Source organism: Actinomadura sp. NBRC 104412 (assembly GCF_030269515.1).
GTDB lineage: Bacteria > Actinomycetota > Actinomycetes > Streptosporangiales > Streptosporangiaceae > Spirillospora.
Window position 1 is genome coordinate 58,197 of record NZ_BSTM01000023.1, and the last position, 23,904, is coordinate 82,100.

Sequence of the window (23,904 nt, forward strand, 5' to 3'; positions counted from 1 at the left end):
GTCGAGCGGTCGAACGAGTGGAGTGATGCCACCATGGCGATTCAGGGCAGGATCCCCGTCAGCTTCGGTGAGGTGTTCCCGCACGGGGTGTACGCGACCGGTCCGGCGGAGGCGCTGGAGAACTTCGAGTCCAAGCGGCAGGAGATCGACAAGGCCACCGGCCTTCCGGTGTGGGTGATCGATGTGTACGACGCCGACCCGGCGGCGGGTCACAGGGCGTCGGCGATCCGGGTCAAGGTGGCCGCCGAGGTGTGCCCGGTGGTGCCGGATGCGGTGTTCGGGCCGTTCCGCCCGATCGAGTTCGAGGGGCTGACGGTGACGCCGTATGTGGAGGAGACCGGCCGCAAGCCCAACGGGGATCCGCGGGTGCGGGTGGCCTACTCCTTCCGGGCGCGCGGCATCCGTCCCGCCGCTGCCGCAGGTAAGGGCGCGGGCCGTTCCGCCTCCTCCGGGTCGTCCGGTAAGGATGCGGCATGATGGCGGGCCGGGCCAGTCGGCGTGTGTCGGCGTTGTCGCTGCCGGTTGACGCGAACGCCTCTAGTGAGTTCCGGGCGTTCCGTACGCGCACGCCGCTGTTCACGCTCTCGGCCGGGCGGGTGCTGGTCATCCTCACCCTTCCCGAGCGTTTGGGGCCGGGTGATGTGCAGTTCGCGCGGGGCCTGGCCGAGCAGGCGACCGCGTACGCGATCGAGGTGGAGCGGCTGTATCGGTCCGGGCGTCGCGTCTCCTCGCCGGGCCGGTCGGGGAAGCGGGGTGTGGCGTGATGGCCGGGAAGGTCCGTGGTACGTGGGCGGCGTTGTCGGTCAATCCGGGTTCGGGTGCGTGGGTGATCTGTCACGCCTACCCCGGTAAGGCTCCGATTCTGGAGATGCACGGCGCCCCGGTGAGCGTGAGCATCACTCCGGCCGGGCGGGGTGAGGGGCCGGTCACGGCGGCCGATGTGGACCTCGCCCGGCAGTTGGTCACGGCGGCGCAGACCTACCTGGCCGAGATGCAGCGGCTGCACGCCCCAACCGACGGGGCGGGCACGGCCGGACCGGAGCGTGCAGCATGAGCGCGCCCCTCGTCGCCCTGGCGGTCCTGTTCGCGGTGCTGGTGCTGGGCGTGGCCGGGCTGCGGGCCTTGCTGGGCTGGGCCGAGTCGCGCCGGGCGGCGCGCTGGTCGCACACCCTGGCGCGGTTCTGCGGCGACCCCGGCTGCGGGGTGTGCCGGTCCCGCTCGCTGCCGACCGGATCCGTCCGGCCGGTCTGACACAGGTGGGGCGGCTGGAGGTCGCATCTCCGGCCGCCCCGCATCTCTCCCCTCGCAAACCCGCAAGTTGAAGAGGTGATCCATCATGGCATGGGAGTTCCGCAAGCTGGGGCCGGGTGAGAACGTCGCCGTCGAGGCCCAGCGTGACCCGTTCGCCGCGCCCAAGTGGGCGCCCCCGGTCTGGCACATGCCTGAGGGCCTGGTCCTCGCCGTGAACGCCGTCCGCGTCCTGGTGCGGGTGTTGGTGTGGCTGGTCCGCAACATCGTCCCCGTGAGCGTGGCGGCCGTCCTGTCCTTGCTGGGCTACGCCTTCGGCTGGCCGGTCCCCGTCCTGCTCGTCGTGCTGGCCGTGCTCGTCCTGGCGGCCTGGGCGGTCGCGGACCGTCCCACCTTCGTCCGCTACTTCGCGGGTCCGGTGCGGTCGCGGTGGCGGCTGGCCTGGGTGTACCGGCGGCACTGGCAACCGGTCCTGGTCACCGCCGGGTTGACCAAGGTCCACCGGGGCCGTGAGTACCTGCCCTCGATCGTGCGTGTCCGCTCCGGCCCCACCTCCGATCGGGTGCTGGTCCGCATGCTTAAAGGGCAGGCGCCGGAGGCGTGGGAGCGGGTGGCGGCCAACCTGGCGCACGGCTTCGGCGCCCGCCTGGTCCGCATCCGGGAGGGGGACCGTCCGGGCCGGATCTGGCTGGAGTTCGTCCGCCACGACGCCCTAGCCCACCCGATCCCCGCTCTCCCGATCCCGGAGGCGGACCAGGTGGACCTGTCCGGGGTGGTGATCGGGCGGCAGGAGGACGGCTCACCCTGGCGGCTGCGGCTGCTGGGGACGCACGTGCTCATCGCGGGGGCGACGGGGGCCGGCAAGGGGTCGGTGATCTGGTCCACCATCCGCGCGGTGCTGCCGCTGATGCTGGGCGGGCTGGTGCAGGTGTGGGCGATCGACCCCAAACGCATGGAACTGTCCTTTGGGCGGGCGCTGTTCGAACGCTACGGCCGCTACTCCTCCGACCCGAACGGCGGCATGGTCCGCCTGCTGGAGTCGGCGGCGCAGGACATGAACGCCCGCGCGGACCGGTTCGCCGGACACACCCGCTCGTTCACCCCCTCGCATCAGGATCCGTTCCGGCTGGTGATCGTGGATGAGCTGGCGTTCCTGACCGCCTACTGCCCCGAACGCGACCTACGCCGCCGGGCCGAGTCGGCGTTGGCGGTGCTGACCTCACAGGGCCGGTCGGTGGGGTACTGCGTGCTGGGCGCCCAGCAGGACGCCCGCAAAGAGGTCAACAACCTGCGCAACCTGTTCCCCGACCGGATCGCCCTGCGCCTGGACGAATCCGAACAGGTCGACATGGTGCTGGGCGACGGGGCGCGTGACCGTGGCGCGCTGGCCGATCAGATCTCCTCCGTCCCCGAGATCGGCGCCGGGGTCGGTTATGTGCGGCTGGAGGCCGTCCCCGACCCGGTACGGGTCCGCGCCGCCTACGTCTCCGACACCGACATCCGCCACATGGTCGCCCTCGGCCTCGGCGAGACCGGCGGGTTCGGGGAGGTGGCGTGACTCAACTCCTGCTCCAAGAGCCCTCCGGCTCCTCCTTGCCGGGCGTCTCGGCCGAGTCGGCGGGCGATGCTCCATCGGGTGCGCAAGCCTCGGGCGGGGCGGTGGTCAAGACGCTGCCGCCGCTGGCGCGGGGTGTGCTGGAACAGGTCGCCATCGACCATGGGGTGTGCATCCGCCCGGTGCCGATGCGCCGCGTGGACCTGCACACCGGCGCCTCCGACGTGGTGTACCTGCCGTGCGGTCACACCCTGGCCTCGGTGTGCCCGCCCTGCGCCGAACGCAAGCGCCGGCTGCGCGCGGTGCAATGCGCCCAGGGCTGGCACCTGGACGCCGAACCGGTGATCGAACGGGCCGACCCTGATGCCGAACAGGCCGGGCTGATGGAGCTACGCGCCCGTGCCCAAGCCGAACGCGACCGCGCGGCGGCAACCGGGACGGCGGCCGGGGAAGGCGTGGAGTTCTGGGACCGGCTCTTGGCCGAACTCGATGGCGAGATCGAACGTTCCGGCGTCCGCGGCTCCCTCAAGACCGGCGACCGACCGGCGCGGCGTACCCGCTCGACCCGGCGCCGCCAGGACGCCCCCGACCTGCCCCGGCGCCCGGTCGACGCCCGCACGGTGGGCAAGGTGTACCGGGGCCGGGACGGCACAACCTTCCGCCCGTCGCTGTTCCTGACCCTGACCCTGGACTCCTATGGGCGGGTCAACTCCGATGGGACCCCGGCCGACCCCGACACCTACGACTACACGCGGGCGGCACGCGATGCGCTGCACTTCGGCAAGCTGATCGATCGGTTCGTGCAGAACCTGCGCCGGTTCGTCGGCTACGACGTGCAGTACTTCGCCACCGTCGAACCCCAACGCCGCCTCGCCCCCCACCTGCACATGGCCATCCGCGGCACCATCTCCCGCGCGGAACTGCGGCAGGTCGTAGCGGCGACCTACCACCAAGTGTGGTGGCCACCCACCGACCGCGTGCTCTACCAGGCGGACCGGCTCCCGGTCTGGGACGCTGCGGCGGGCGCAAACGGCGGCTACATCGACCCCGACACCGGCGAGGTGCTGCCCACCTGGGATGAAGCCCTGGACGCGATCGGGCAGGACCCCGACGCTGAGCCGCTGCACGTGGTGCGGTTCGGGCGTCAGCTCGACGCCCAGGGCGTCATGGCCGACACGCCCCAGTCCCGCAAGCTGATCGGCTACCTGACCAAGTACCTGGTCAAGGGCGTAGCCGAATGCCACGAACCCGAAACGGCGGCCCAGCGGGAGCACATGGACCGGATGGCCGAAGCGCTGCGGTATGAGCCGTGCTCCCCGACGTGCGCGAACTGGCTGCGCTACGGCGTCCAGCCCAAGAACGCCCGGCGGGGCCTGACTCCGGGGTTCTGCAAGGGCAAGGCACACCGGCGCGAACACCTCGGCTATGGCGGGCGCCGCGTGCTGGTCTCCCGCAAATGGTCCGGCAAGACCCTGGCCGACCACCGCGCCGACCGCAAAACCTGGGTCCTGGCCCGGCTCGCAGAAGCCGGCATCCCTGTCATGAACACCGCCGACACCCACACCACCCATGTGTGGGAACGCGCCGGGCCAAGTGATCCGGACGTGCGGCCGGTCGAGCATCGCCTGTTGCTGCTGATCAACGAACGCATCCAACAACGCACCCAACTCGACCAAGCCACCCAGCACACCACCCCTGAGATTTCGGCAACTGCGGAGGCGGCGTGAACAAGACGGGCAAGGACAAGCCGTTCCATCCCGATGACCGGCTCCTGAACTACAAGCAAGCGGCGGAAGTACTCAACACCAGTCCGCGGTTCCCCCGGCGGCTGGTGGAGGAACGACGGATCCGCTTCGTGCGGGTCGGACGGTTCGTCCGCATCCCCGAATCGGCACTACGTGAGTTCATCGCGGCCGGTCTCGTCGAGCCGGTCACCCTTCACGGCCACAAGACAAGGAGGGCTGCCTGATGGCTGGCAAGCGACGGTTCGGACGCGTTCGGCAACTCCCCTCCGGGCGCTACCAAGCGCGGTACCTCGGTCCGGATGGGGTCGACCGTCCGGCGCCGAATACCTTCGCGAGCAAGACGGACGCGGATCAGTGGCTCGTGCTGAAAGAGGCGGAGATCCGGCGGGGCGAGTGGATCGACCCCGACGCGGGCAGGGTGCCGTTCGAGGTCTTCGCGAAACAGTGGATCGATGACCGCGTGCTCAAGCCTCGGACGGAGGGGCTGTATCGCGGGCTCCTGCGGAATCACCTGCTCCCGACTTTCGGCAACTTCGATCTCGTCGACATCCGGGAGGCTGATGTCCGGCGGTGGCGTAAGGAGCGGCTCGGCGTGGTCGGACAGTCGACGGTGGCAAAGGCTTACCAGCTCCTCAAGTCGATTCTGAACACAGCGGTGGATGATGAGCTGATCCGCCGTAACCCGTGCCGGATCAAGGGGGCCGGCGTCCCGGACACTCCGGAGCGACAAATGATCCCGCTGGGCAAGGTGATCGAGATCCTTGCCAAGACGCCCGAACGGTATCGAGCGCTCGTCCTGCTGGGCACCTTCGCAAGCTTGCGATGGGGTGAGTTGGCTGCGCTGCGCCGTAGGCATCTCGACTTGGAGGCGGGGCTTGTCCGGGTGGAGGGCGCGATAGCTGAGCTGGACGGCGGCAAGCTCGTGGAGGACACGCCCAAGTCGCGCGCTGGGCGGCGGGTGGTGTCGATCCCGGCGGAGATCATCCCTGACCTTCGGGCCCACCTGGACAAGTTCGCTGAGGAGGGGCCGGATGGCCGGGTGTTCGTGGGTCCCAAGGGCGGGCCCCTACGGCGGTCGGGATTCCGGCGGATCTGGAACAAGGTCCGGAAAGATGTCGACCTGCCTGACCTGCACTTTCATGATCTCCGGCATGTGGGGAACACGCTCGCGGCGACTACTGGGGCCAGTCTCAAGGAGCTGATGGCTCGGATGGGGCATGCCTCGACGCGGGCGGCGCTGATCTACCAGCACGCGACTCAAGATCGGGACCGGGCGATCGCTGAGGCGCTGGGGGAGGCGTTCAAGATCGCGCGGGACGGCGGCAAGCCCAGGAAGGGCACGAAGAAGCGATCGGGCACGCAACGGGCACGGAAGCCCAAACGATCTTGAGTGCGAGCAAGGCCCAGGCGGGAAAATCGGTCCCTGACCTGGGCCTTCGTGGTTGGAGCGGGCGACGGGAATCGAACCCGCGTAGCCAGTTTGGAAGACTGGGGCTCTACCATTGAGCTACGCCCGCGTCGGTGGGCCGGAGGGCCGCTGATCGACACCCGTAGGGTACAGGGTTTCGGGCGTGCTCGCGTTGCGCGGGTATTGGGCGAGGCGTCCGGGCTTGATCGGCATTAGACTGCTCGGGTCGGACGGGCTGTAGCGCAGTTTGGTAGCGCACCGGCTTTGGGTGCCGGGGGCCGTGGGTTCAAATCCCGCCAGCCCGACGGAGGGCAGGGGCTCTGGACTCCAACGTGGAGGACGGGGCCTCTTTCGCTTGGTGGTCAGACCGCCAGGCGGGCGGCCAGGAGGGCCACGTCGTCTTCCAAGGGGTGGCGGCTGCCGGCCAGGAGGGTGTCGCAGAGTTGGGGCAGCGGGCAGTCGGCGTGGGTGGCGGCGATGCTGACGGCGCGGTCCATGCCTTGTTGCAGGGTGTGGGCGCGGTCTTCTACCAGGCCGTCGGTGTGCAGGATGACGGTGGCGCCGGCGGGCATGAAATGTTCGTTGTCGGGGCGGTCCAGCTCCGGGGCGACGCCTAGTGGGGGTCCGGCCTCGGTGTCCAGGTAGCGGGCCGGTTCGCCGGGGACGGCCAGCAGGGGCGGCAGGTGACCGGCGCTGGACCACCAGATACGGCGGGACGGGCCGGTGCCCTCCAGCCGGGCCACGATGACCGTGGCCATCGGGCCGCCGTGGAGGGCGTGCAGGACCTCGTCCAGGCGTTGCAGGATGCGGCTCGGCGGTTCGCGCTGGTCGAAGGCGATCACGCGGAGCATGTTGCTGATCTGGCTCATGACGGTGGCGGCCCGTACGTCGTGGCCCATCACGTCGCCCACCATGAGGCACGGCACCTTCTCGGGCAGATGGATCAGGTCGTACCAGTCGCCGCCGATGTTCGGCGCCTGGCCCGAGGGCTCGTACCGGGCCTCCAGCGTCCATTCGCTCAGTTGCGGCATGGAGGGCAGCAGCCGGCGCTGGAAGTCCTCGGTGGCCGCGCGGAGCCTGGCGTACAGGCGGGCGTTCTCGATGCTCACCCCGGCCGCGCCGGCCAGCGCGGTCGCCACCTGCTGATCCCGGTCGGTGAACCGTCCCCCGGCCTTGTCGATCAGGTACAGGTGGCCGTACACCGCGCCGCGGATCGGGATCGGCACCGTCAGCAGCGAGGCGATCGTCGGCTGTTGGGCCTCCGTGAGCTGGTCGAGGCGTAGTCGCAGCGGGTCCTGCCGCGCGTTCCCCGGAGTGGGCAGGTCGCCGACCTGCTCGGCGAACGACCCGGCCCCGGAGCCCGAGCTGATCAACTTGCCGAACCGGCCCTCCTCGTCCGGGACGCCCACCGAGGCGATCCGGGCGTTCACCACCTCCTGGGCCGCCCGGGCGACGGCCTCCAGGACCTCCTCGAGCTCCAGATGCCTGCTGATCTCCACGACGGCGTCCAGGAGCGCACGGGCCTCGCCCCGCTCGGTGGCGAGCCGTTGAAGCTTGGCCTGGATCTGGTCGCGCTCCCCGCCGCGCGGCTCGGCCACGTCCTCACCCCCCTGAGGTGGGTCTACCCCTGGTGCGGCGAATCCTTCCCGCCGTCCTGGAAAAGGTGGTGCGGCGGTGAGGGGCGGTCTCCAGAATGTCCCGGGAAGGAGGCCGTGATGGTGGATGTGACGAATGTGCTGCTTGCCGGTGTCGTGGGGTCCACCGCGTACGGGCTGGCGACTCCGGAGTCGGACGTGGACCGGCTGGCGGTGTTCGCCGCGCCGACGGTGCTGTTCCACGGGTTGCATCCGCCGGTGGGCAAGCAGGCCACCAAGGTCACCACCGACCCGGACGTCACGCGACATGAGGCGGGGAAGTTCGCGGCGCTGTGCCTGGGCGTGAACCCCACGGTCACCGAGCTGCTGTGGCTGGACGAGTACGAGACGCGCACGGAGCTGGGCGATCGGCTGATCGGCGTGCGGGAGGCGTTCCTGTCGGCCAAGCGGGTCAGGGACGCGTACTTCGGCTACGCGGTGTCCCAGTTCCGCAGGCTGGAGGGACGCGGGGACGGGTCGTTCTCGGCGGACACGCGCAAGCGGACGGCCAAGCACGCCCGGCATCTGGCGCGGCTCGTCCACCAGGGGCTGGACCTGTACCGGACGGGACGGCTCACGGTAAGGCTGGAGAACCCGCAGTGGTACCGGGACTTCGGCGAGCGCGTGGCCCAAGGGGAACTGGACGAGGCCAAGAGCCTGCTGGCCGAGGCCGAGTCGAAGTTCGACGCGATCCGGACGCCGCTGACCGAGCGGCCGGATGAGGACACGGTGGAACGCTGGCTGCTTGAGGTGCGCGCGGCCTTCCTCTGACCTCAGGCCGGCGGGCCGGGGCGGACGGGCACCTTGGCCAGGTCGCCCGCGCGCACGCCTTGGAGGACGTTCGTCACGCTCAGCACCACCTCGCCCAGGCCCTCGCGGAGGGCGTCGGCGGAGGGACGGTACGCGTCGAGGTCCTGGATCCCGGCGTCCTCCAGCAGGGAGAGGGGGTCGGCGAGCTGGCCGGCCAGCCAGCCCATCGGGTTGGCGGTGAGCTCGTCGCGGAAGGTGCGCCGGCCGGGCTCGTTGTTCCGCATGCCGGGGTGGTAGTGCATCCGGTCCTTGCTGCCGGGCCCGCCCTCCTCGGTCTCCAGGAAGTCGGCGCGCCACACGGCCTGGTCGACGACCACCTTCTGGGACGCGTTGATGGAGCCGCGCCACGGCTGCGGGTCGAGCAGGCGCAGCTCGACCCGCGCGCCGCGTTCGCGTGCGGCGTGCTCGGGGTCGGGATCGATCAGGAAGACGTCCTCCACCGTCACTCCCAGACTGCCGAAGCAGAACACCCGCAGCACAGCCACGCTCCCCTCACTCGATCGGCCCGACTGATTCGGACGATACGCCTGAAATATCAACAATCAAGGCGCGCTGGTGAGGAGCTCGCGGGCGGTGCGCGCCGCCTGCGCGACCGCCTTGTCCAGCCGTCCGGTGTCCCGTCCGCCCGCGGTGGCGATGCCGCCCTTGCCGCCCGCGCCGCCGCCGACCGTCCGCGCCGCGGTGGTGAGCAGCTCGGCCGCGCGCAGCCCGGAGCCGGCGAGGCACGGGGTCAGCGCCGCCGCGAGGGACGCCGCCGTGCCCGTGCGCGCGCCCAGGACGACCGCGCCCTCCCCGGACGGGCAGCGCGCGATCGTCTCCAGCGCCAGCGTCCGCAGGTCGCCGGCGTCGGAGACCACCCCGTCCGGGACGGTCGCGGTGACCAGCCAGATGCCGCCGGGGAGGATCTCGGCGCCGCCGGTGAGGCGGTCCGCGAGCGCCGCACGTTCGGACGCCCGTAGCGCCTCCAGATGCCGTTGCGCCTCCGCGAAGGTGTCGAGCCTCTGCCGGAGCCGTTCGGGCGCCTGGTCCGGGGGCACCTTCAGCAGCGCCGCGAGCTCGTGCAGCAGCGCATGCTCGTGGTCGTGGTGGCGCAGCGCGTCCGGGCCCGTCAGCGCCTCGATGCGGCGCAGTCCCGTCCCGATCGAGGTCTCGCTGAGGATGTGCAGGGGACCGGCCTGTGACCCGTGCCCGACGTGCGTGCCGCCGCACAGTTCGCGGGACGCGTTCCCGATGTCGACGATCCGCACCCGTTCGCCGTACCGTTCGCCGAACAACGCGACCGCGCCCGCCTCCGCCATCAGGCCGAAGCCCGGAGACATGACCTCGTCCCGCTTCGCCTCCCACACGCGGACTTCGGGGTCGTCCATCAGGTAGTCGTTCACCAGGGACTGGACGTGCCGCACGTCCACATGCGCGAAGTGCGAGAAGTCGAAGCGGAGCCGCCCGGGTTCGACGCGCGACCCTCGCTGCACCGCGTGCTCGCCCAGGAAGCGGCGCAGCATCGCATGCAGCACGTGCGTCGCGCTGTGCGAACGCGCGGTCGCCGCCCGCCGCGCCGCGTCGACGATCGCCTCCGCCTCGTCCCCGGTACGGATCTCACCCGAGACGACCCGCGCCGAGTGGACGTGCAGCCCGTCCAGTCCGGGACGGGTGTCACGGATCTCCAGGACCGTCCCGCCGGACGTGCGCAGCGTGCCCGTGTCGCCGACCTGGCCGCCGCCCTCCGCGTAGAAGGGACTCCGGTCGAGGATCACCTCCGGCTCGTCGCCCTCCGACGCGGACGCGACCGAACGGCCCGACCCGTCCAGGAGCGCCAGCACCCGGGACTCGGCCGAGGTCGCGTCGTACCCGACGAAGGTGGTCAGGCCGTGTTCGCCCGCGACACGCCGGTAGAGGTCGCGCCGCGCCACCTCGCCGCCCTTGCGTTGCCGGCTCGCCTCGTACGCCTGCCTGCGCTGCTCTTCGAGGAGCGCGGTGAACGCGTCCTCGTCCACCGTCAGGCCCGCCGCGCGCGCCGCGTCCACGGTCAGGTCGAACGGGAAGCCGTAGGAGTTGTGCAGGTCGAACGCCGCCCGTCCGGGGAGCACCGTGGAACCCGACGAGCGCGCACGCCCGATCGCCGAGTCCAGCACCCGCGACCCCTGCCGCAGCGTCCGCGCGAAGGTCTCCTCCTCCGCCCCGCACACCTGCGCGATCAGCTCGCGCCCGTCCACCAGCCGCGGCCAGGCCGGGCCGAGCGTGTCGACGACGCACGACGTCAGCGCGGGCAGCGCCGGCTCGTCCACCCCGAGGAGCCGCGCGTGGCGGACGGCGCGGCGCATCAGCCGCCGCAGTACGTACCCGCGGCCCTCCGGGGACGGCAGCACCCCGTCCGCGATGAGGAAAGCGATGGTGCGCGCGTGATCCACCACGATCCGGAACGACGTGGACTCCTCGCCGCCGTCCCGCCCGGGGTACTCGCGTCCGGACAGGTCCTGGACGAGCCGCAGCGTCGGCGCCACCAGGTCGGTCTCCATCAGCGTGTCGACGTCCTGGAGGATCGCCGCGAGCCGGTCCAGGCCCAGGCCGGTGTCGATGCTGGGCGCGGGCAGGTCGCCGACGATGGGGTAGCCCTCCTTGGACGGCCCTTCCCCGCGCACGTTCTGCATGAAGACCAGGTTCCAGATCTCCAGGTGACGTTCGCCGTCGACCGCGGGTCCGCCCTCGCGCCCGAACGCCGGGCCACGGTCGTAGTGCAGTTCCGAGGACGGCCCGCACGGGCCGGGGACGCCCATGGACCAGAAGTTGTCGGCCATCCCGAGCCGCTGGATCCGCTCGCCGGGGACGCCGATCCGCCGCCACAGCCGTACCGCCTCGTCGTCGTCGAGGTAGACGGTCACCCACAGCCGGGACGGGTCGAGCCCGAAGCCGCGGGTGAGCAGTTCCCACGCCCAGGCGGTCGCCTCCTCCTTGAAGTAGTCGCCGAAGGAGAAGTTCCCGAGCATCTCGAAGAACGTCGTGTGCCGCGTGGTGCGGCCGACGTGGTCGAGGTCGGTCGTGCGCGCGCATCTCTGCACCGACACCGCGCGCGGGTGGTCGGGTTCGGAACGGCCGAGGAAGTACGGCTTGAACTGGTCCATCCCCGCGCCCGTCAGCAGCAGCGTCGGATCGGACGGGACGAGCGGGCTCGACGGCACCACGCGGTGGTCGCGTTCGGTGAAGAAGTCGAGGAAGGTCTGCCGGATCTCACCGGAAAGCATGGAAGGGCCTCACGAGGTCGAAGGGACGGCGGCACGCGACGCCGAACCGGGCCGGGCGCGACCGCCCGTTCCCCGGCTCGGCGCGGCTAGCTCGCCGCCCTGCCTCGTGAAGCACCATGCGGGTCAAAATAGCGCCCGCCGCGAGCCCGTGCATCCGGATATGCGCGCCTCGGCGGCCCCCCGGGAACGACCCGGCAACGGCACGACCACGGCAACAGCCTCCCTGCCGAGGGCCGTCCGGCGGTGTCCGCCGGTGCGGCACGCGCGAGGGCAGGGAGGCCGGAGCCGGAACGGGCTCAGCCGATGCCGTTCCGCATCGCGGTGATGAGCTCACCTCCTGAGGTGTCGCCGCTCAGTTCCCAGAAGAAGGCCCCGCCCAGGCCCTGGTCCCTGGCGTAGGCCATCTTGCCGCCGATGGTGGCGGGGGTGTCGTAGCTCCACCACTGGTCGCCGCAGTGCGCGTACGCGGTGCCCGCGACTGTGCCGGTGGACGGGCAGCTCGTCTTGAGCACCTTGTAGTCCTCGACGCCCGCCTCGTACGTGCCGGGCGCCGGGCCGGTGGCCGAGCCGCCGGGCGCGCTCTGCGTGACGCCCCTCCAGCCGCGGCCGTAGAACCCGATGCCGAGCATCAGCTTGCTCGCGGGCACGCCCTTGGCCTTGAGCTTCTGGATCGCCGCGTCGGAGTCGAAGCCCTGCTGCGGGATCCCGTCGTAGGAGTACAGCGGCGAGTGCGGCGCGGTCGGCCCGTCGGCGTCGAACGCTCCGAAGAAGTCGTAGGTCATCGGCAGGTACCAGTCGACGTACTGCGCCGCGCCCGCGTAGTCCGCCGCGTCGATCTTGCCGCCCGCGGCGGCGTCCGCGGTGATCGCGGCGGTCACCAGGTTGCCGGGCCCGAACCGGGAGCGCAGCGCCGCCATCAGGTCGCGGAAGGCCCCCGGCCCGCTGGTGTCGCAGGTGAGGCCGCAGGCGTTCGGGTACTCCCAGTCGATGTCGATGCCGTCGAACACGTCCGCCCAGCGCGGGTCCTCGACCAGCCTGTAGCAGGACTCGGCGAACGCGGCGGGGTTGGCGGCGGCCTGGCCGAAGCCGCCCGACCACGTCCAGCCGCCGAACGACCAGAGCACCTTCAGATGCGGGTACTTGGCCTTGAGCTTGCGGAGCTGGTTGAAGCTGCCGCGCAGGGCCCCGGCGTCCCAGGAGTCGGGCTGCCCGTCCACGCTTTCGGACGCCTGGTAGAAGCGGTCGTAGTCGGCGTAGGAGTCGCCCACCGCGCACTGGCCGTTCTGGACGTTGCCGAAGGCGTAGTTGATGTGCGTGAGCTTGGCGGCCGAGCCGCTGGTGTCGATGTTCTTGACGTGGTAGTTGCGCTGGTAGACGCCCCATTGCGCGAAGTAGCCGACCACCCTGTCCGCCGCCTGTGCAGGGGCGGGCGCGGTCGCCTGCGTGGTGGAGGGGAGCCTTGGGGTGACGGTCGCCGACGCGGGGAGCGCGGTCAGCGTGGTCACGAAGAGTGCGGTCGCCGTGATGATCGATGTGCGGGCGCGCCTTCCGGCCCGCCGTCCCTCTGGCCTGGACATGGTCCTCCGTTCAAGTTCGCCCCCGAACCCAACATCGGAACCCCGCTCTAATTCTTAGGAAACTTTCCTAAGAGTTGAACGGATCGTAGGCGACCGGAGACGGTCTGGCAAGGCCCGGACAGCCGGTCGGGCGGCCGGTCAGGCGGTGCCGAACCACCCCGGCACGTCCAGCCGGAAGAAGTCCTCGGGGGTGAGCCTGCGCAGGTCCTCCTCCAGCGCGCGCAGGCGGTCGGCGCCCAGGTCGTCCGCCCAGCGCGCCCTGATCCGGTCGAACGCCGCCGACGAGCGGGCCAGCGAGTCGGCGCCCCTGGCCGTCAACCGGACGATCTTGCGGCGGGCGTCGGCGGGATCGGTTCCGCGCTCCACGTAGCCGAGCCGTTCCAGGGTCTCGACCGTCTTGCCGGCGGCCTGCTTGGACACGCCGAGCCGCTGGCCGAGCTCGGCGGCGGTGGTGCCGTGCGGGCCGATCGCCTGGAACACGAAGCCGTGCAGCGGGCGCAGGTCCGGGTGGCCCTCCCTGGCGAGCTCCCGGTGCACCTCGTCGATGACCAGGCGGAAGGCCATGAGCATCCGCAGCGGCAGCTCGTATCCGGTGCCGGGGCGGAGGTCGGGCCCCGTGCCGGAGGCGCTTGACATAAAAGACAACCTCATTGACTATATGGACAACTCGATTGTCTATCTTAGGGGAGATCGCCATGACCCTCGTACGCCAGGCCGACTGCCGCAGGACCGAGACGCCCAATGGAGTGATGACGACCCTTGCCAGCCCCACCCAGGGCGGAGCCGCGGATCTCGCCCTGTGGCGGGTCGACATGATCCCCGACCGCCGCGGGCCGCGCCACGCCGCCGACACCGAGCAGGTGTGGAGTTGCCTGGACGGCGCCGCCACCATCGACCTCGGCGGGCAGGAGCTCACCGTCGGGCCGGGCGACACCGTCGTCATGCCGGCCGACGTGCCCCGTCAGGTCACCACCGGCCCGGACGGCGGGTTCTCCGCCGTCGTCACCGCCCCCGCCGGCACCCAGGTCTACGTCCTGGCCGAGCCCGGCGAGGAACAGCGACCGTGCGACCTGGCGCCCAAGGGGGACGAGCGGCTCGTCCCGCTGTGGGCGCGCTGAGCCGCGCCTACGCCATGCCCAGGTAGGTGAGGACGGCCAGGACGCGGCGGTTGTCGTCCTCCGAAGGCGGCAGGCCCAGCTTGCTGAAGATGTTGTTGGTGTGCTTGCTGACGGCCTTCTCCGTCACGAACATGGCCGACGCGATGGCCGCGTTCGAGCGGCCCTCCGCCATCAGGCCGAGCACCTCGCGCTCACGCGGAGTCAGCCTCTGCAACGGCTCCTCGCGGGCGTGCCTGGTGAGCAACTGGGCCACCACGTCCGGATCGAGCGCCGTACCCCCGTCGGCGACCCGGCGCACCGCGTCCACGAACTGGCTCACGTCCGACACCCGGTCCTTGAGGAGGTAGCCGATGCCGCCGGTGCTGTCGGACAGCAGCTCCCGCGCGTAGAGCTGCTCCACGTGCTGCGACAGCACCAGCACCGGCAGGCCCGGGACCTGCTTGCGGGCCTCCAGCGCCGCGCGCAGCCCCTCGTCGGTGAACGTGGGCGGCAGCCGCACGTCCACCACCGCCACGTCGGGGCGGTGCGTGGTCAGCGCGCGCAGCAGGGAGGGACCGTTGTCCACCGCCTCGACGACCTCGAACCCGAACGCCTGCAGAAGGCGGATCAGCCCGTCCCTGAGGAGGGCGAGGTCTTCGGCGATGACAACGCGCACGGCAGCTCCATGGTCACGACGGTCGGCCCACCGGAGGGGCTGGTCACCGCCATCGTGCCATCGAAGGCGGCGAGCCTCCGCTCGATGCCCCGCATTCCCCCGCCCGAGGCCGGGTCCGCCCCGCCCACGCCGTCGTCCCCGACGATCATCCGCAGCCGGTCCCCGGCGTGCTCGATCTGGACCCAGGCCCGGCCCGCGCCGCTGTGCTTGACCACGTTGGCCAGCATCTCGGCGACCGCGAAGTAGGCGGCGGACTCCACCGGCGCCTCCACCCTCCCCGGCACGTCGACGCTGACATCGACGGGCAGCGGAAGCGACAGCGCCAGCGCCCGCACGGCGCCGTCCAGGCCCCGCTCGGCCAGCACCGGCGGGTGGATGCCCCGGACGAGGTCGCGCAGCTCGGTCAGCGCCTGGCCGCTGGCCGACCGCGCCTCGGCGAGCAGTTGCTGCGCGGCCTCCGGATCGTGCTTCATCAGCTGCTCGGCCAAGCCGATGTTCATGCTCAGCGCCACGAGCCTGGCCTGCGCGCCGTCATGCAGGTCGCGCTCGATGCGGCGCAGCTCCGCGGCGGACGCGTCCACGGTCTCGGTACGGGTCTCGGTCAGCTCCCGTACCCGCTCGGCCAGCGCGGTACGGGCGGGGGAGAGGAGGGACTGGGCGACCAGGGCGTGACCCTTGAGGATCCACGGATTCACCGGCAGCGACACGGCCGTGAGCAGGGCGCCCAGGACGAACGGGGCGACGATGCCAACGACGCCCCATGCCTCCAGCGGCCAGAACGGCCCCCAGCCGTAGGAGGTGATCTGCCCCAGCCAGGGCGCCACGAACATGCCCTCGACCCCGTACACAAGCAGGCACGCCGGCAGCAGGCCCAGCGCCAGCCCGACCGGCATGTTCACCACCAGCCACAGCAGATCCCGCCAGGTCGCCGGATCCGACAGCATCCACCACAGGCGGCGGAACGGGTTGTGCGCGTTCGCGGGCTCCGGCCGGTACGGGAGGGGTATCGGCACGCCCGACCACTCCGCCGCCCACATCCGCTGGATGTTGGCGAACGAGCGCAGCGCCGACAGCGAGGCGGGGGCCAGGAACACCCCGACGCCCAGCGGGATGAAAGCGATCGACAGGACGGTCATCACGAACAGCGGGATGCCCACGGCCAGCGCCAGCACGGCCTGCACCAGACCGCGCAGGCATGTGACGAGACCCACCCGGGCGATCTCGGCCCTGCGGTCGCCGTCCATGCGGATCCTCCCGTCGAGACAGCGGGAAGGATTTCCTCCGCCTTCCCGTCGCTCCCCATCGTCTTTGCGCCGTCGCGTCCATTGTGGACGGTTCCGCGCGCTACCTCAGTGGTGCTAAGTCCACTTCACCGATCTTCGGGGCGGCGCGACAAGCGGCCCGGTTACCTGCACAATGCTTGGGCACCACCAGGGGACTTCCAGGGGAGAGCGAATCCACATCGTGACAGCGTCCATCAGCCAGAACGTGTCCAGCGAGGGCGCGGACGGCCGGGCCGTCCCGCCGCCGGTCCCGCCGATCACCGAGCGGATCGCGCGGGAGCTCGGCGTCCGTGAAGGGCAGGTGCGGGTCGCCGTCGAGCTCCTTGACGGCGGCGCCACGGTGCCGTTCATCGCCCGGTACCGCAAGGAGGCCACCGGCACCCTCGACGACGGCCAACTGCGGCAGCTCGAAGAGCGCCTGCGCTACCTGCGGGAGCTGGACGAGCGGCGCGCCGCGATCCTGGAGTCGATCGACTCCCAGGGCAGGCTCACCGACGAGCTGCGCGCGCAGATCATGGCCGCCGAGTCCAAGGCCAGGCTCGAGGACATCTACCTGCCGTACAAGCCCAAGCGGCGCACCAAGGCGCAGATCGCGCGCGAGGCCGGGCTGGAGCCGCTGGCCGACCTGCTGCTGGGCGACCCGTCGAACGACCCGCGGGCCGCCGCCACCGCCTACGTCGACCTCGACAAGGGCGTCGCCGACGAGGCCGCCGCGCTGGAGGGCGCCCGCGCGATCCTGGTCGAGCGGTTCGCCGAGGACGCCGACCTCATCGGCGGGCTGCGGGAGCGCATGTGGTCGCGCGGCCGCGTGGTGTCGAAGGTGCGCGAGGGCAAGGAGGAGGCGGGCGCCAAGTTCGCCGACTACTTCGCGTTCTCCGAGCCGTTCGCCAAGCTGCCCTCGCACCGGGTCCTCGCGCTGTTCCGCGGCGAGAAGGAGGAGGTGCTCGAACTCGACCTGGAACCCGAGGAGCCGGACGACTCGGCGTCCCGCAGCTCCTACGAGGCCGAGATCGCGCGGCGCTTCGGCGTCGAGGACCTGGGCCGTCCCGCCGACCGCTGGCTGAACGACACGGTGCGCTGGGCCTGGCGCACCCGCATCCTCGTCCACCTCGGCATCGACATCCGGACCCGGCTGCGGCAGGAGGCCGAGGACGAGGCGGTACGGGTGTTCGCCGCCAACCTGCGCGACCTGCTGCTGGCCGCGCCCGCGGGGTCCCGCACCACCATGGGCCTGGACCCGGGGCTGCGCACCGGTGTCAAGGTCGCCGTCGTGGACCCCACCGGCAAGGTCGTCGCCACCGACACGATCTACCCGCACACGGGGTCCGCGGGGCGCGGGCGGTGGGACGAGTCCATCGCCACGCTGGCCGGGCTCGCCCGCAAGCACGCCGTCGACCTGATCGCCATCGGCAACGGCACCGCGTCCCGGGAGACCGACCGGCTCGCCGCCGACCTGATCGCGCGGCATCCGGAGCTGAAGCTCACGAAGGTCATGGTGTCGGAGGCGGGCGCCTCGGTGTACTCGGCGTCCGCGTACGCGGCGCGCGAGCTGCCCGGACTGGACGTCTCGCTGCGCGGCGCGGTCTCGATCGCCCGCCGCCTCCAGGACCCGCTGGCCGAGCTGGTCAAGATCGACCCCAAGTCCATCGGGGTGGGCCAGTACCAGCACGACGTGTCGGAGGTCAAGCTGTCGCGGTCGCTCGACGCCGTCGTGGAGGACGCGGTGAACGCCGTGGGCGTGGACGTCAACACCGCCTCCGCGCCGCTGCTCACCCGGGTGTCGGGCATCTCCGAGGGCCTGGCGGAGAACATCGTCGCCCACCGCGACGCCAACGGCCCGTTCCGCACGCGGTCGGGGCTGAGGGAGGTGCCCAGGCTCGGGCCCAAGGCGTTCGAGCAGTGCGCGGGCTTCCTGCGCATCCCCGACGGCGACGACCCGCTGGACGCCTCCAGCGTCCACCCCGAGGCGTATCCGGTGGCGCGCCGCATCGTGGACGCCGCGGGCGGCGACATCCGGAGCCTGATCGGCAACACCCGCGTGCTGCGCGGGCTGCGCCCGTCCGACTTCGTGGACGACACCTTCGGGCTGCCGACCGTCACCGACATCCTTGCCGAGCTGGAGAAGCCGGGCCGCGACCCGCGTCCCGCCTTCCGTGCCGCCGAGTTCAAGGAGGGCGTCAACACCCCCGCCGACCTGGAGCCCGGCATGATCCTCGAAGGGGTCGTCACGAACGTGGCGGCCTTCGGGGCGTTCGTGGACGTGGGCGTGCACCAGGACGGTCTCGTGCACATCTCCGCGATGTCCGATCGGTACGTGGAGGACCCGCGCGACGTGGTCAAGCCCGGCGACATCGTCCGGGTGAAGGTCCTGGACGTGGATCTCAGGCGCAACCGGATCTCGCTGACGCTGCGGCTCGACGACGACGCCCGCGCCGGAGGCGGCGCCCAGGGCGGCGGCCGTGGCCGGGGCGATGGCGGCCAGGGCGGCAGAGGCGGCCGGGGGGCGGGCCAGGGGAACCGCCGGGGTCAGGGCGGGCGCGGCGGTGGCCGCGGAGGCTACGACCGGGGCGGTGCGGGCGCCTCCGGCGGCGGTGCGATGGCCGACGCGCTGCGCCGTGCGGGCCTCGACAAGGGCCTACCCGGGGACATGGGCAAGGGCGGCAAGCGCCGCCGCTAGCCGGCGGAACCCGGCGGCCTCCACATTCCATCGTGGACGCCGCCGGACGTCTCTTGGGCGCCGTCCTCCCCGGCGCCGGTGGTGTACGTGTCGTCGTCCCAGGACGGCCCCCGCCCGAGGGGGTCCTGCGCGTACGGGCCGGGCTTCGGCGGTGTCACGGACGGGATCTCGCCGGTGGCGCGGTCCTCCGGCGGGGGACGGCCGAACGCCTGCGGGCCGGAGCCCCGGTCGGGCGCCAGGTGCCCGGACGGGGACTCGCCCGGGGGTCGGCGGCGGCCGGGCGGGCGCCGCTCCCTCGGCCGGTCGAACGGGCTCAGGCCCGGAGGCGCGTCCTCGAACGGCGGGAACGTCTCGGGCGGAGGCGCCGGGGGCGCCGGGGGCGGCGCTGTCTTGGGCATCGTCGTGGGCGTCGGAGCCGAGAGCGGGACGGATGAGGTGTCGCCGAAGCGCCGTCCCTGGGGAGGGGACGACAAGGAGGGCGAGGTGCCCTGCGGGCCTCGTCCCGTCTCCTTCCGGCCTTCGCCGGACCCGGACGCGGGTGCGGCCCCTGAGCCCGGCCCGGAGGCGGGCTGGGCGGAGACGGGCCGGTGCCGGGGGAATTGCAGGACGGCGATCACGGCCAGCGCCAGCGCGCCCAGCCGCATCCCGAGGTGCCGCGCGTCCTGGGGCCAGGGCTCGCCGTACATGAACGTGCCCGTCACCAGCAGATGGGTCTTGGCGACGGCCGTCATCACCACCGCCACGATGGACACCCGGCACCGCTGAAACCCGGCCATCAGCGCGGCGAAGCCGATCACCGCCGAGGCCACCGTCGCGTACGGGTAGGGCGTGAACAGGCTCGACACGCTGATGCCCGAGTCGCTCCAGCCCTTGATGCACAACTCGGCGGTGCCGATGGGCAGGCCGGAACTGAGCCCGTAGGCGATCCCGGTGATCTCCCGGGCGTGCTTTCCGTCCGGCCGGTGATCGCCGATCAGCCAGATGATCCCCGGCACCAGCAACGCCGGGGTAATGATCATCGCGAGTTTCTCCGGGGGCACGTCCACGGCCCTGATCGGGGGCGGATTACCGATCGACGCGACGATCAGCACCATCGCGGCGGCGATCATGAGCAGGCTCAGCCATTCCCGTCCGGTGAGCCGTTCGCGGAAGAACACCAGCGCGATGAGCAGCAGCAGGAAGACGCCGGACATGAAGATCGGCACGCCGATCGCCAGCGAGACCTGGGACATCGACACGATCTGCAGGGCGAGCCCGCCCAGAACGAGGGCCAGGCCGAGCAGGAAGATCCAGTTGGAAAGGATCACCCAGACCAAGCGCAGGAGCCTGTTGGTGCGCAGCCGTTCGAGGCGGTCGGCCGCCACCTTGAAGATCGCGAAGCCGACATAGTAGAGGCCGGTCGCACCAAAGGCCGCAACTATCCCGTTCATCCCGCACGATTATGGGGGTCCGGATGCTCAATGTCACACCCTGGCAACACATTGCTGATACCGGCGCGTTAGAGAAAACTATCTAGGACCGGCGGTTGACCCGCTGTAACGAGCGGTATGCCCATCAGTTCGGCGACGTGCCCCGGCTTGGTGGGCGCGGTGTCGGCACTCCCGGCCCGTACCCCATAGACTGGCGCGCGAACGCGCGGACCCGGCTACCGGCTGCCCGCGTCGCGCCGCCCGCGGTGGACCCGTCCACCGTGGCCCGTTCAGCGCGGGACCTGCGGAGAGAGACGACGACGGGCCAAGCACGCGTCGAACGCCGCGGCCGAGACAGCGCCCGATCAAGGAGACCTACCCCAGTGAAGACCGATGTCGAGGAGCTGACCCCCACGCGGGTCAAGCTCACCGTCGAGGTGCCGTTCGACGAGCTCAAGCCGAACCTCGACAAGGCGTACAAGGAGATCTCGCAGCAGGTGCGGATCAAGGGCTTCCGGCCCGGCAAGGTCCCCGCCAGGCTGATCGACCAGTACGTCGGGCGGGGGGCGGTCCTGCAGGAGGCGGTCAACGACGCGCTTCCCCAGCTGTACGGCCGCGCCGTCGAGGACAGCGAGATCTTCGTCCTCGGCCAGCCGGACGTGGAGGTGACCGAGCTCGACGACGGGAACCAGTTCGCCTTCACCGCCGAGGTCGACATCCGCCCCAAGTTCGAGGTGCCCGACTACGACGGCCTCGAGGTGACCGTCGAGGACGCCGAGGTCGGCGAGGAGCAGATCGAGGAGACCCTGGGCAACCTGCGCGAGCGGTTCGCCTCCCTCACCGCCGCCGACCGGCCGGTCGAGGAGGGCGACTTCGTCACCCTCGACCTGGTGGCCGAGATCGACGGCGAGAAGGTCGAGGACGCCTCCACCTCCGGCTACTCCTACGAGGTCGGCAGCAAGTCCGGCATCGAGGGCTTGGACGACGCCCTGCCGGGCCTGTCGGCCGGGGAGAGCAAGACCTTCACCGGCACCCTGGTGGACGGCGAGCGGGCCGGCGAGGAGGCCCAGATCACCGTCACCGTGCAGAGCGTCAAGGTCAAGAACCTGCCCGAGCCGGACGACGAGTTCGCCCAGATGGCCAGCGAGTTCGACACCATCGACGAGCTGCGCGCCGACATCCGCGACCGGCTGTCCCGGCAGGTGCGGCTCCAGCAGATCTCCGAGGCCCGCGACAAGGCCCTGGAGGCGCTGCTGGAGAAGATCGACATCCCGCTGCCCGAGAAGGTGGTCGAGGAGGAGATCCAGCGCCGCGGCCGGCAGTTGGAGCAGCAGCTCCAGATGGCCGGGATGACCAAGGAGGACTACCTCTCCCGCGAGGAGAAGTCCGAAGAGGAGTTCGACACCGAGGTCGCCGAGGCGGCCCGGCAGGCGGTCAAGGGCGGCTTCGTGCTCGACCAGCTCGCCGTCCAGGAGGAGCTGGGCGTCGAGAACGAGGAGCTCAGCGACTACGTCGTCACCCAGGCGATGCAGATGGGCGTGCAGCCGCAGCAGCTCGCCGAGTACCTGACCGAGAACAACCAGCTTCCGGCGATCGTCTCGGAGGTGCTGCGCAGCAAGGCGCTCAACCTGCTGGTCGAGCACGTGACCGTCAAGGACGCCTCCGGCAACGAGGTGGACATCGAGGCGATCCGCCGCGAGCTGAACAACGAGACCGGCCAGACCGTCCAGGCCGAGGGCGAGGCCCGGGAGACGGACGGGGAGAAGGACGAGGAGACGGACGGGGAGAGCGAGGCCGAGGAGACCGCCGAGGCCAAGGGCTCGGAGACGTCCGAGAAGGACGCCTGATCCCGTATCGGCTCACGCCCCGTGCCCGGCCAGGGCACGGGGCGTTCCCCTTCTATTGAGATCACCATGCGCGGGTACGCCCCCAGCGAAAAGCGGGGTCTCGCGGCGTGATCGGCCGCCGGGGCGCGTTAATGTCCAAAGCATCCGAACCGATAAAAGGACCGGAGGAACACCCGGTGAGCATGCCTCCGACTTTCGACGAGTCGTCGCGGATCATGGCGCGGGTCGCCGAGGCGCCCCTGCTGCCGCTCGGCGACCAGCTGTTCCAGCGGCTGCTGCGCGAGCGGATCGTCTTCCTCGGCCAGCAGGTCGACGATGACATCGCCAACCGCATCTGCGCCGAGCTGCTGCTGCTGTCCGCCGAGGACGGCCGCCGCGACATCACCCTGTACATCAACTCGCCAGGTGGTTCCGTCACCGCCGGAATGGCGATCTACGACATCATGCAGTACGTCCCGAACGACGTGGTGACGGTGGGCATGGGCCTGGCCGCCTCGATGGGCCAGTTCCTGCTGTGCGCCGGGGCGCCGGGCAAGCGCTACGCCCTGCCGCACGCGCGGATCATGATGCACCAGCCGTCCGGCGGGATCGGCGGCACGGCCTCCGACATCAAGATCCAGGCCGAGCAGATGCTCTACGTCAAGCGGATGCTCGCCGAGCGGATCTCCCAGCACACCGGGCAGCCGCTCGACCAGATCGAGCGCGACTCCGACCGTGACCGCTGGTTCACCGCCGACGAGGCCAAGGACTACGGCTTCGTCGACCACGTGGTGCTCAGCGCCAACCAGGTGCCCTCCGAGGGCCCCGTCTCCTGACGCGCAGAAATCCCTATCGGAGGCACACAGTGAGCGATCTGATCCGACCCGGCTTCGCCGACCTGGTCACCCAGGGCGGGCGGCGCCCGATGCCGGTGGACGACCGGTACATCATCCCGTCCTTCGTCGAGCGCACCACGTACGGGGTCAAGGAGATGAACCCGTACAACAAGCTCTTCGAGGAGCGGATCATCTTCCTCGGCGTGCAGATCGACGACGCGTCCGCCAACGACGTGATGGCGCAGCTGCTCACGCTGGAGTCGATCGACCCCGACCGCGACATCAGCATCTACATCAACTCGCCCGGCGGCTCGTTCACCGCCATGACGGCGATCTACGACACGATGCAGTTCGTCAAGCCCGACGTCCAGACCGTCTGCATCGGCCAGGCCGCCTCGGCCGCGGCCGTGCTGCTGGCGGCCGGGACGCCCGGCAAGCGGGCCGCGCTGCCGCACGCCAGGATGCTGATCCACCAGCCGGCCACCGAGGGCGGCTACGGGCAGTCCAGCGACATCGAGATCCAGGCCCGTGAGATCATGCGGATCCGCGAGCAACTGGAGGAGATCCTGGCCCGGCACAGCGGCAAGTCCGTGGACGAGGTGCGCCGGGACATCGAACGCGACAAGATCTTGACGGCGGAGGAGGCCAAGGCCTACGGCTTGGTCGACGACGTCTTCGTCAGCAGGAAGCGCACGGCCGAGGTAGTGTCGTCCTGAGACGGCGCGCGGCCTGGGAGACCCTCAGCCCGGACGCCACATCTTCCGGGCGAGGGGCTTACCAAGCCCGCCCGAGACGGTAACGTCGAGTCCAACGTCGAAAGCCTTCGGGACGCAACGAACCGAGCCGCATCCGCCGCGGCGTCCAAGGCGGGCGGACGGCCCCAC

22 protein-coding genes and 2 tRNA genes are annotated in these 23,904 nt (G+C 71.1%); 15 read left to right on the plus strand and 9 right to left on the minus strand.

Annotation, left to right across the window (positions count from 1 at the left end; genetic code table 11):
- Positions 1–33 precede the first annotated feature (33 nt).
- From QSK21_RS25415 to QSK21_RS25450, 8 genes are all read left to right on the plus strand, one after another.
- A complete protein-coding gene (locus QSK21_RS25415; protein ID WP_285699473.1) occupies positions 34–477 on the plus strand; it encodes a plasmid replication, integration and excision activator in 444 nt (147 codons plus the stop codon).
- Positions 474–764, plus strand: coding sequence for a hypothetical protein (locus tag QSK21_RS25420; RefSeq protein WP_285699475.1), 291 nt, complete (start codon positions 474–476; stop codon positions 762–764). Before QSK21_RS25415 ends, QSK21_RS25420 begins: the two co-directional genes overlap by 4 nt.
- Positions 765–868: 104 nt before the next feature.
- Positions 869–1,054 carry a hypothetical protein gene (locus QSK21_RS25425; protein ID WP_285699476.1) on the plus strand — a complete coding sequence of 62 codons (186 nt, stop codon included), beginning with the start codon at positions 869–871 and terminating at the stop codon, positions 1,052–1,054.
- The gene (locus QSK21_RS25430) at positions 1,051–1,251 is read left to right on the plus strand and encodes a hypothetical protein (RefSeq protein ID WP_285699477.1); all 201 of its coding nucleotides are present in this window, start codon (positions 1,051–1,053) and stop codon (positions 1,249–1,251) included. Before QSK21_RS25425 ends, QSK21_RS25430 begins: the two co-directional genes overlap by 4 nt.
- An 85-nt stretch (positions 1,252–1,336) precedes the next feature.
- Complete coding sequence (locus QSK21_RS25435) at positions 1,337–2,806, plus strand: FtsK/SpoIIIE domain-containing protein (RefSeq protein ID WP_285699478.1); 1,470 nt, start codon at positions 1,337–1,339, stop codon at positions 2,804–2,806.
- The gene (locus QSK21_RS25440) at positions 2,803–4,530 is read left to right on the plus strand and encodes a replication initiator (protein WP_352231320.1); all 1,728 of its coding nucleotides are present in this window, start codon (positions 2,803–2,805) and stop codon (positions 4,528–4,530) included. The genes QSK21_RS25435 and QSK21_RS25440 overlap by 4 nt, the downstream gene beginning before the upstream one ends.
- On the plus strand, positions 4,527–4,772 hold the full coding sequence (locus QSK21_RS25445; protein WP_285699479.1) for an excisionase family DNA-binding protein: 246 nt from the start codon (positions 4,527–4,529) through the stop codon (positions 4,770–4,772). Before QSK21_RS25440 ends, QSK21_RS25445 begins: the two co-directional genes overlap by 4 nt.
- On the plus strand, positions 4,772–5,938 hold the full coding sequence (locus QSK21_RS25450) for a tyrosine-type recombinase/integrase (protein ID WP_285699480.1): 1,167 nt from the start codon (positions 4,772–4,774) through the stop codon (positions 5,936–5,938). The genes QSK21_RS25445 and QSK21_RS25450 overlap by 1 nt, the downstream gene beginning before the upstream one ends.
- Positions 5,939–5,991: 53 nt before the next feature.
- Here QSK21_RS25450 and QSK21_RS25455 read toward each other — a convergent pair.
- A tRNA-Gly gene (locus QSK21_RS25455) sits at positions 5,992–6,065 on the minus strand.
- A 122-nt stretch (positions 6,066–6,187) separates the two neighbouring features.
- On the opposite strand from QSK21_RS25455, the gene QSK21_RS25460 reads away from it, so the two are divergent.
- Positions 6,188–6,261, plus strand: a tRNA-Pro gene (locus tag QSK21_RS25460).
- Positions 6,262–6,318: 57 nt separating this feature from the next.
- Here the strand turns inward: QSK21_RS25460 and QSK21_RS25465 are convergent.
- Positions 6,319–7,554 carry a PP2C family protein-serine/threonine phosphatase gene (locus tag QSK21_RS25465; RefSeq protein WP_285699481.1) on the minus strand — a complete coding sequence of 412 codons (1,236 nt, stop codon included), beginning with the start codon at positions 7,552–7,554 and terminating at the stop codon, positions 6,319–6,321.
- Positions 7,555–7,671: 117 nt separating this feature from the next.
- Between QSK21_RS25465 and QSK21_RS25470 the strand changes: the two genes are divergently transcribed.
- Complete coding sequence (locus QSK21_RS25470; RefSeq protein ID WP_285699482.1) at positions 7,672–8,361, plus strand: nucleotidyltransferase domain-containing protein; 690 nt, start codon at positions 7,672–7,674, stop codon at positions 8,359–8,361.
- A gap of 2 nt (positions 8,362–8,363) precedes the next feature.
- Here the strand turns inward: QSK21_RS25470 and QSK21_RS25475 are convergent, their stop codons facing one another.
- The 4 genes from QSK21_RS25475 to QSK21_RS25490 form a co-directional block, all read right to left on the minus strand.
- On the minus strand, positions 8,364–8,885 hold the full coding sequence (locus QSK21_RS25475; protein WP_285699483.1) for a hypothetical protein: 522 nt from the start codon (positions 8,883–8,885) through the stop codon (positions 8,364–8,366).
- A gap of 57 nt (positions 8,886–8,942) precedes the next feature.
- Positions 8,943–11,639, minus strand: coding sequence for an alanine--tRNA ligase (alaS, locus tag QSK21_RS25480; protein WP_285699484.1), 2,697 nt, complete (start codon positions 11,637–11,639; stop codon positions 8,943–8,945).
- A 296-nt stretch (positions 11,640–11,935) separates the two neighbouring features.
- Complete coding sequence (locus QSK21_RS25485) at positions 11,936–13,216, minus strand: glycoside hydrolase family 18 protein (RefSeq protein WP_285699485.1); 1,281 nt, start codon at positions 13,214–13,216, stop codon at positions 11,936–11,938.
- A gap of 138 nt (positions 13,217–13,354) precedes the next feature.
- The gene (locus tag QSK21_RS25490) at positions 13,355–13,852 is read right to left on the minus strand and encodes a MarR family winged helix-turn-helix transcriptional regulator (protein WP_285699486.1); all 498 of its coding nucleotides are present in this window, start codon (positions 13,850–13,852) and stop codon (positions 13,355–13,357) included.
- Between the two features lie 59 nt (positions 13,853–13,911).
- On the opposite strand from QSK21_RS25490, the gene QSK21_RS25495 reads away from it, so the two are divergent.
- Positions 13,912–14,334 carry a cupin domain-containing protein gene (locus QSK21_RS25495; protein WP_285699487.1) on the plus strand — a complete coding sequence of 141 codons (423 nt, stop codon included), beginning with the start codon at positions 13,912–13,914 and terminating at the stop codon, positions 14,332–14,334.
- Between the two features lie 7 nt (positions 14,335–14,341).
- On the opposite strand, the gene QSK21_RS25500 is transcribed toward QSK21_RS25495, so the two are convergent.
- Both QSK21_RS25500 and QSK21_RS25505 read right to left on the minus strand, forming a co-directional pair.
- Positions 14,342–14,989, minus strand: a complete 648-nt coding sequence (locus QSK21_RS25500) for a LuxR C-terminal-related transcriptional regulator (protein WP_285699488.1) — start codon at positions 14,987–14,989, stop codon at positions 14,342–14,344.
- Positions 14,941–16,233 (minus strand): sensor histidine kinase, encoded by a 1,293-nt coding sequence (locus tag QSK21_RS25505; RefSeq protein WP_285699490.1) that lies wholly within the window; start codon positions 16,231–16,233, stop codon positions 14,941–14,943. The genes QSK21_RS25500 and QSK21_RS25505 overlap by 49 nt, the downstream gene beginning before the upstream one ends.
- 244 nt (positions 16,234–16,477) lie before the next feature.
- Here QSK21_RS25505 and QSK21_RS25510 point away from each other — a divergent pair, with 244 nt between their 5' ends.
- Positions 16,478–18,949, plus strand: coding sequence for a Tex family protein (locus tag QSK21_RS25510; RefSeq protein ID WP_285699596.1), 2,472 nt, complete (start codon positions 16,478–16,480; stop codon positions 18,947–18,949).
- Here the strand turns inward: QSK21_RS25510 and QSK21_RS25515 are convergent.
- Complete coding sequence (locus tag QSK21_RS25515) at positions 18,946–20,379, minus strand: DMT family transporter (RefSeq protein ID WP_285699492.1); 1,434 nt, start codon at positions 20,377–20,379, stop codon at positions 18,946–18,948. The genes QSK21_RS25510 and QSK21_RS25515 overlap by 4 nt on opposite strands.
- A gap of 362 nt (positions 20,380–20,741) precedes the next feature.
- Between QSK21_RS25515 and tig the strand changes: the two genes are divergently transcribed.
- The 3 genes from tig (at position 20,742) to QSK21_RS25530 (ending at position 23,736) form a co-directional block, all read left to right on the plus strand.
- Positions 20,742–22,205, plus strand: coding sequence for a trigger factor (tig, locus tag QSK21_RS25520; RefSeq protein WP_285699493.1), 1,464 nt, complete (start codon positions 20,742–20,744; stop codon positions 22,203–22,205).
- Between the two features lie 182 nt (positions 22,206–22,387).
- The gene (locus QSK21_RS25525; RefSeq protein ID WP_285699598.1) at positions 22,388–23,020 is read left to right on the plus strand and encodes a ClpP family protease; all 633 of its coding nucleotides are present in this window, start codon (positions 22,388–22,390) and stop codon (positions 23,018–23,020) included.
- An 89-nt stretch (positions 23,021–23,109) separates the two neighbouring features.
- Complete coding sequence (locus QSK21_RS25530) at positions 23,110–23,736, plus strand: ATP-dependent Clp protease proteolytic subunit (RefSeq protein ID WP_285699599.1); 627 nt, start codon at positions 23,110–23,112, stop codon at positions 23,734–23,736.
- Positions 23,737–23,904: the final 168 nt, after the last annotated feature.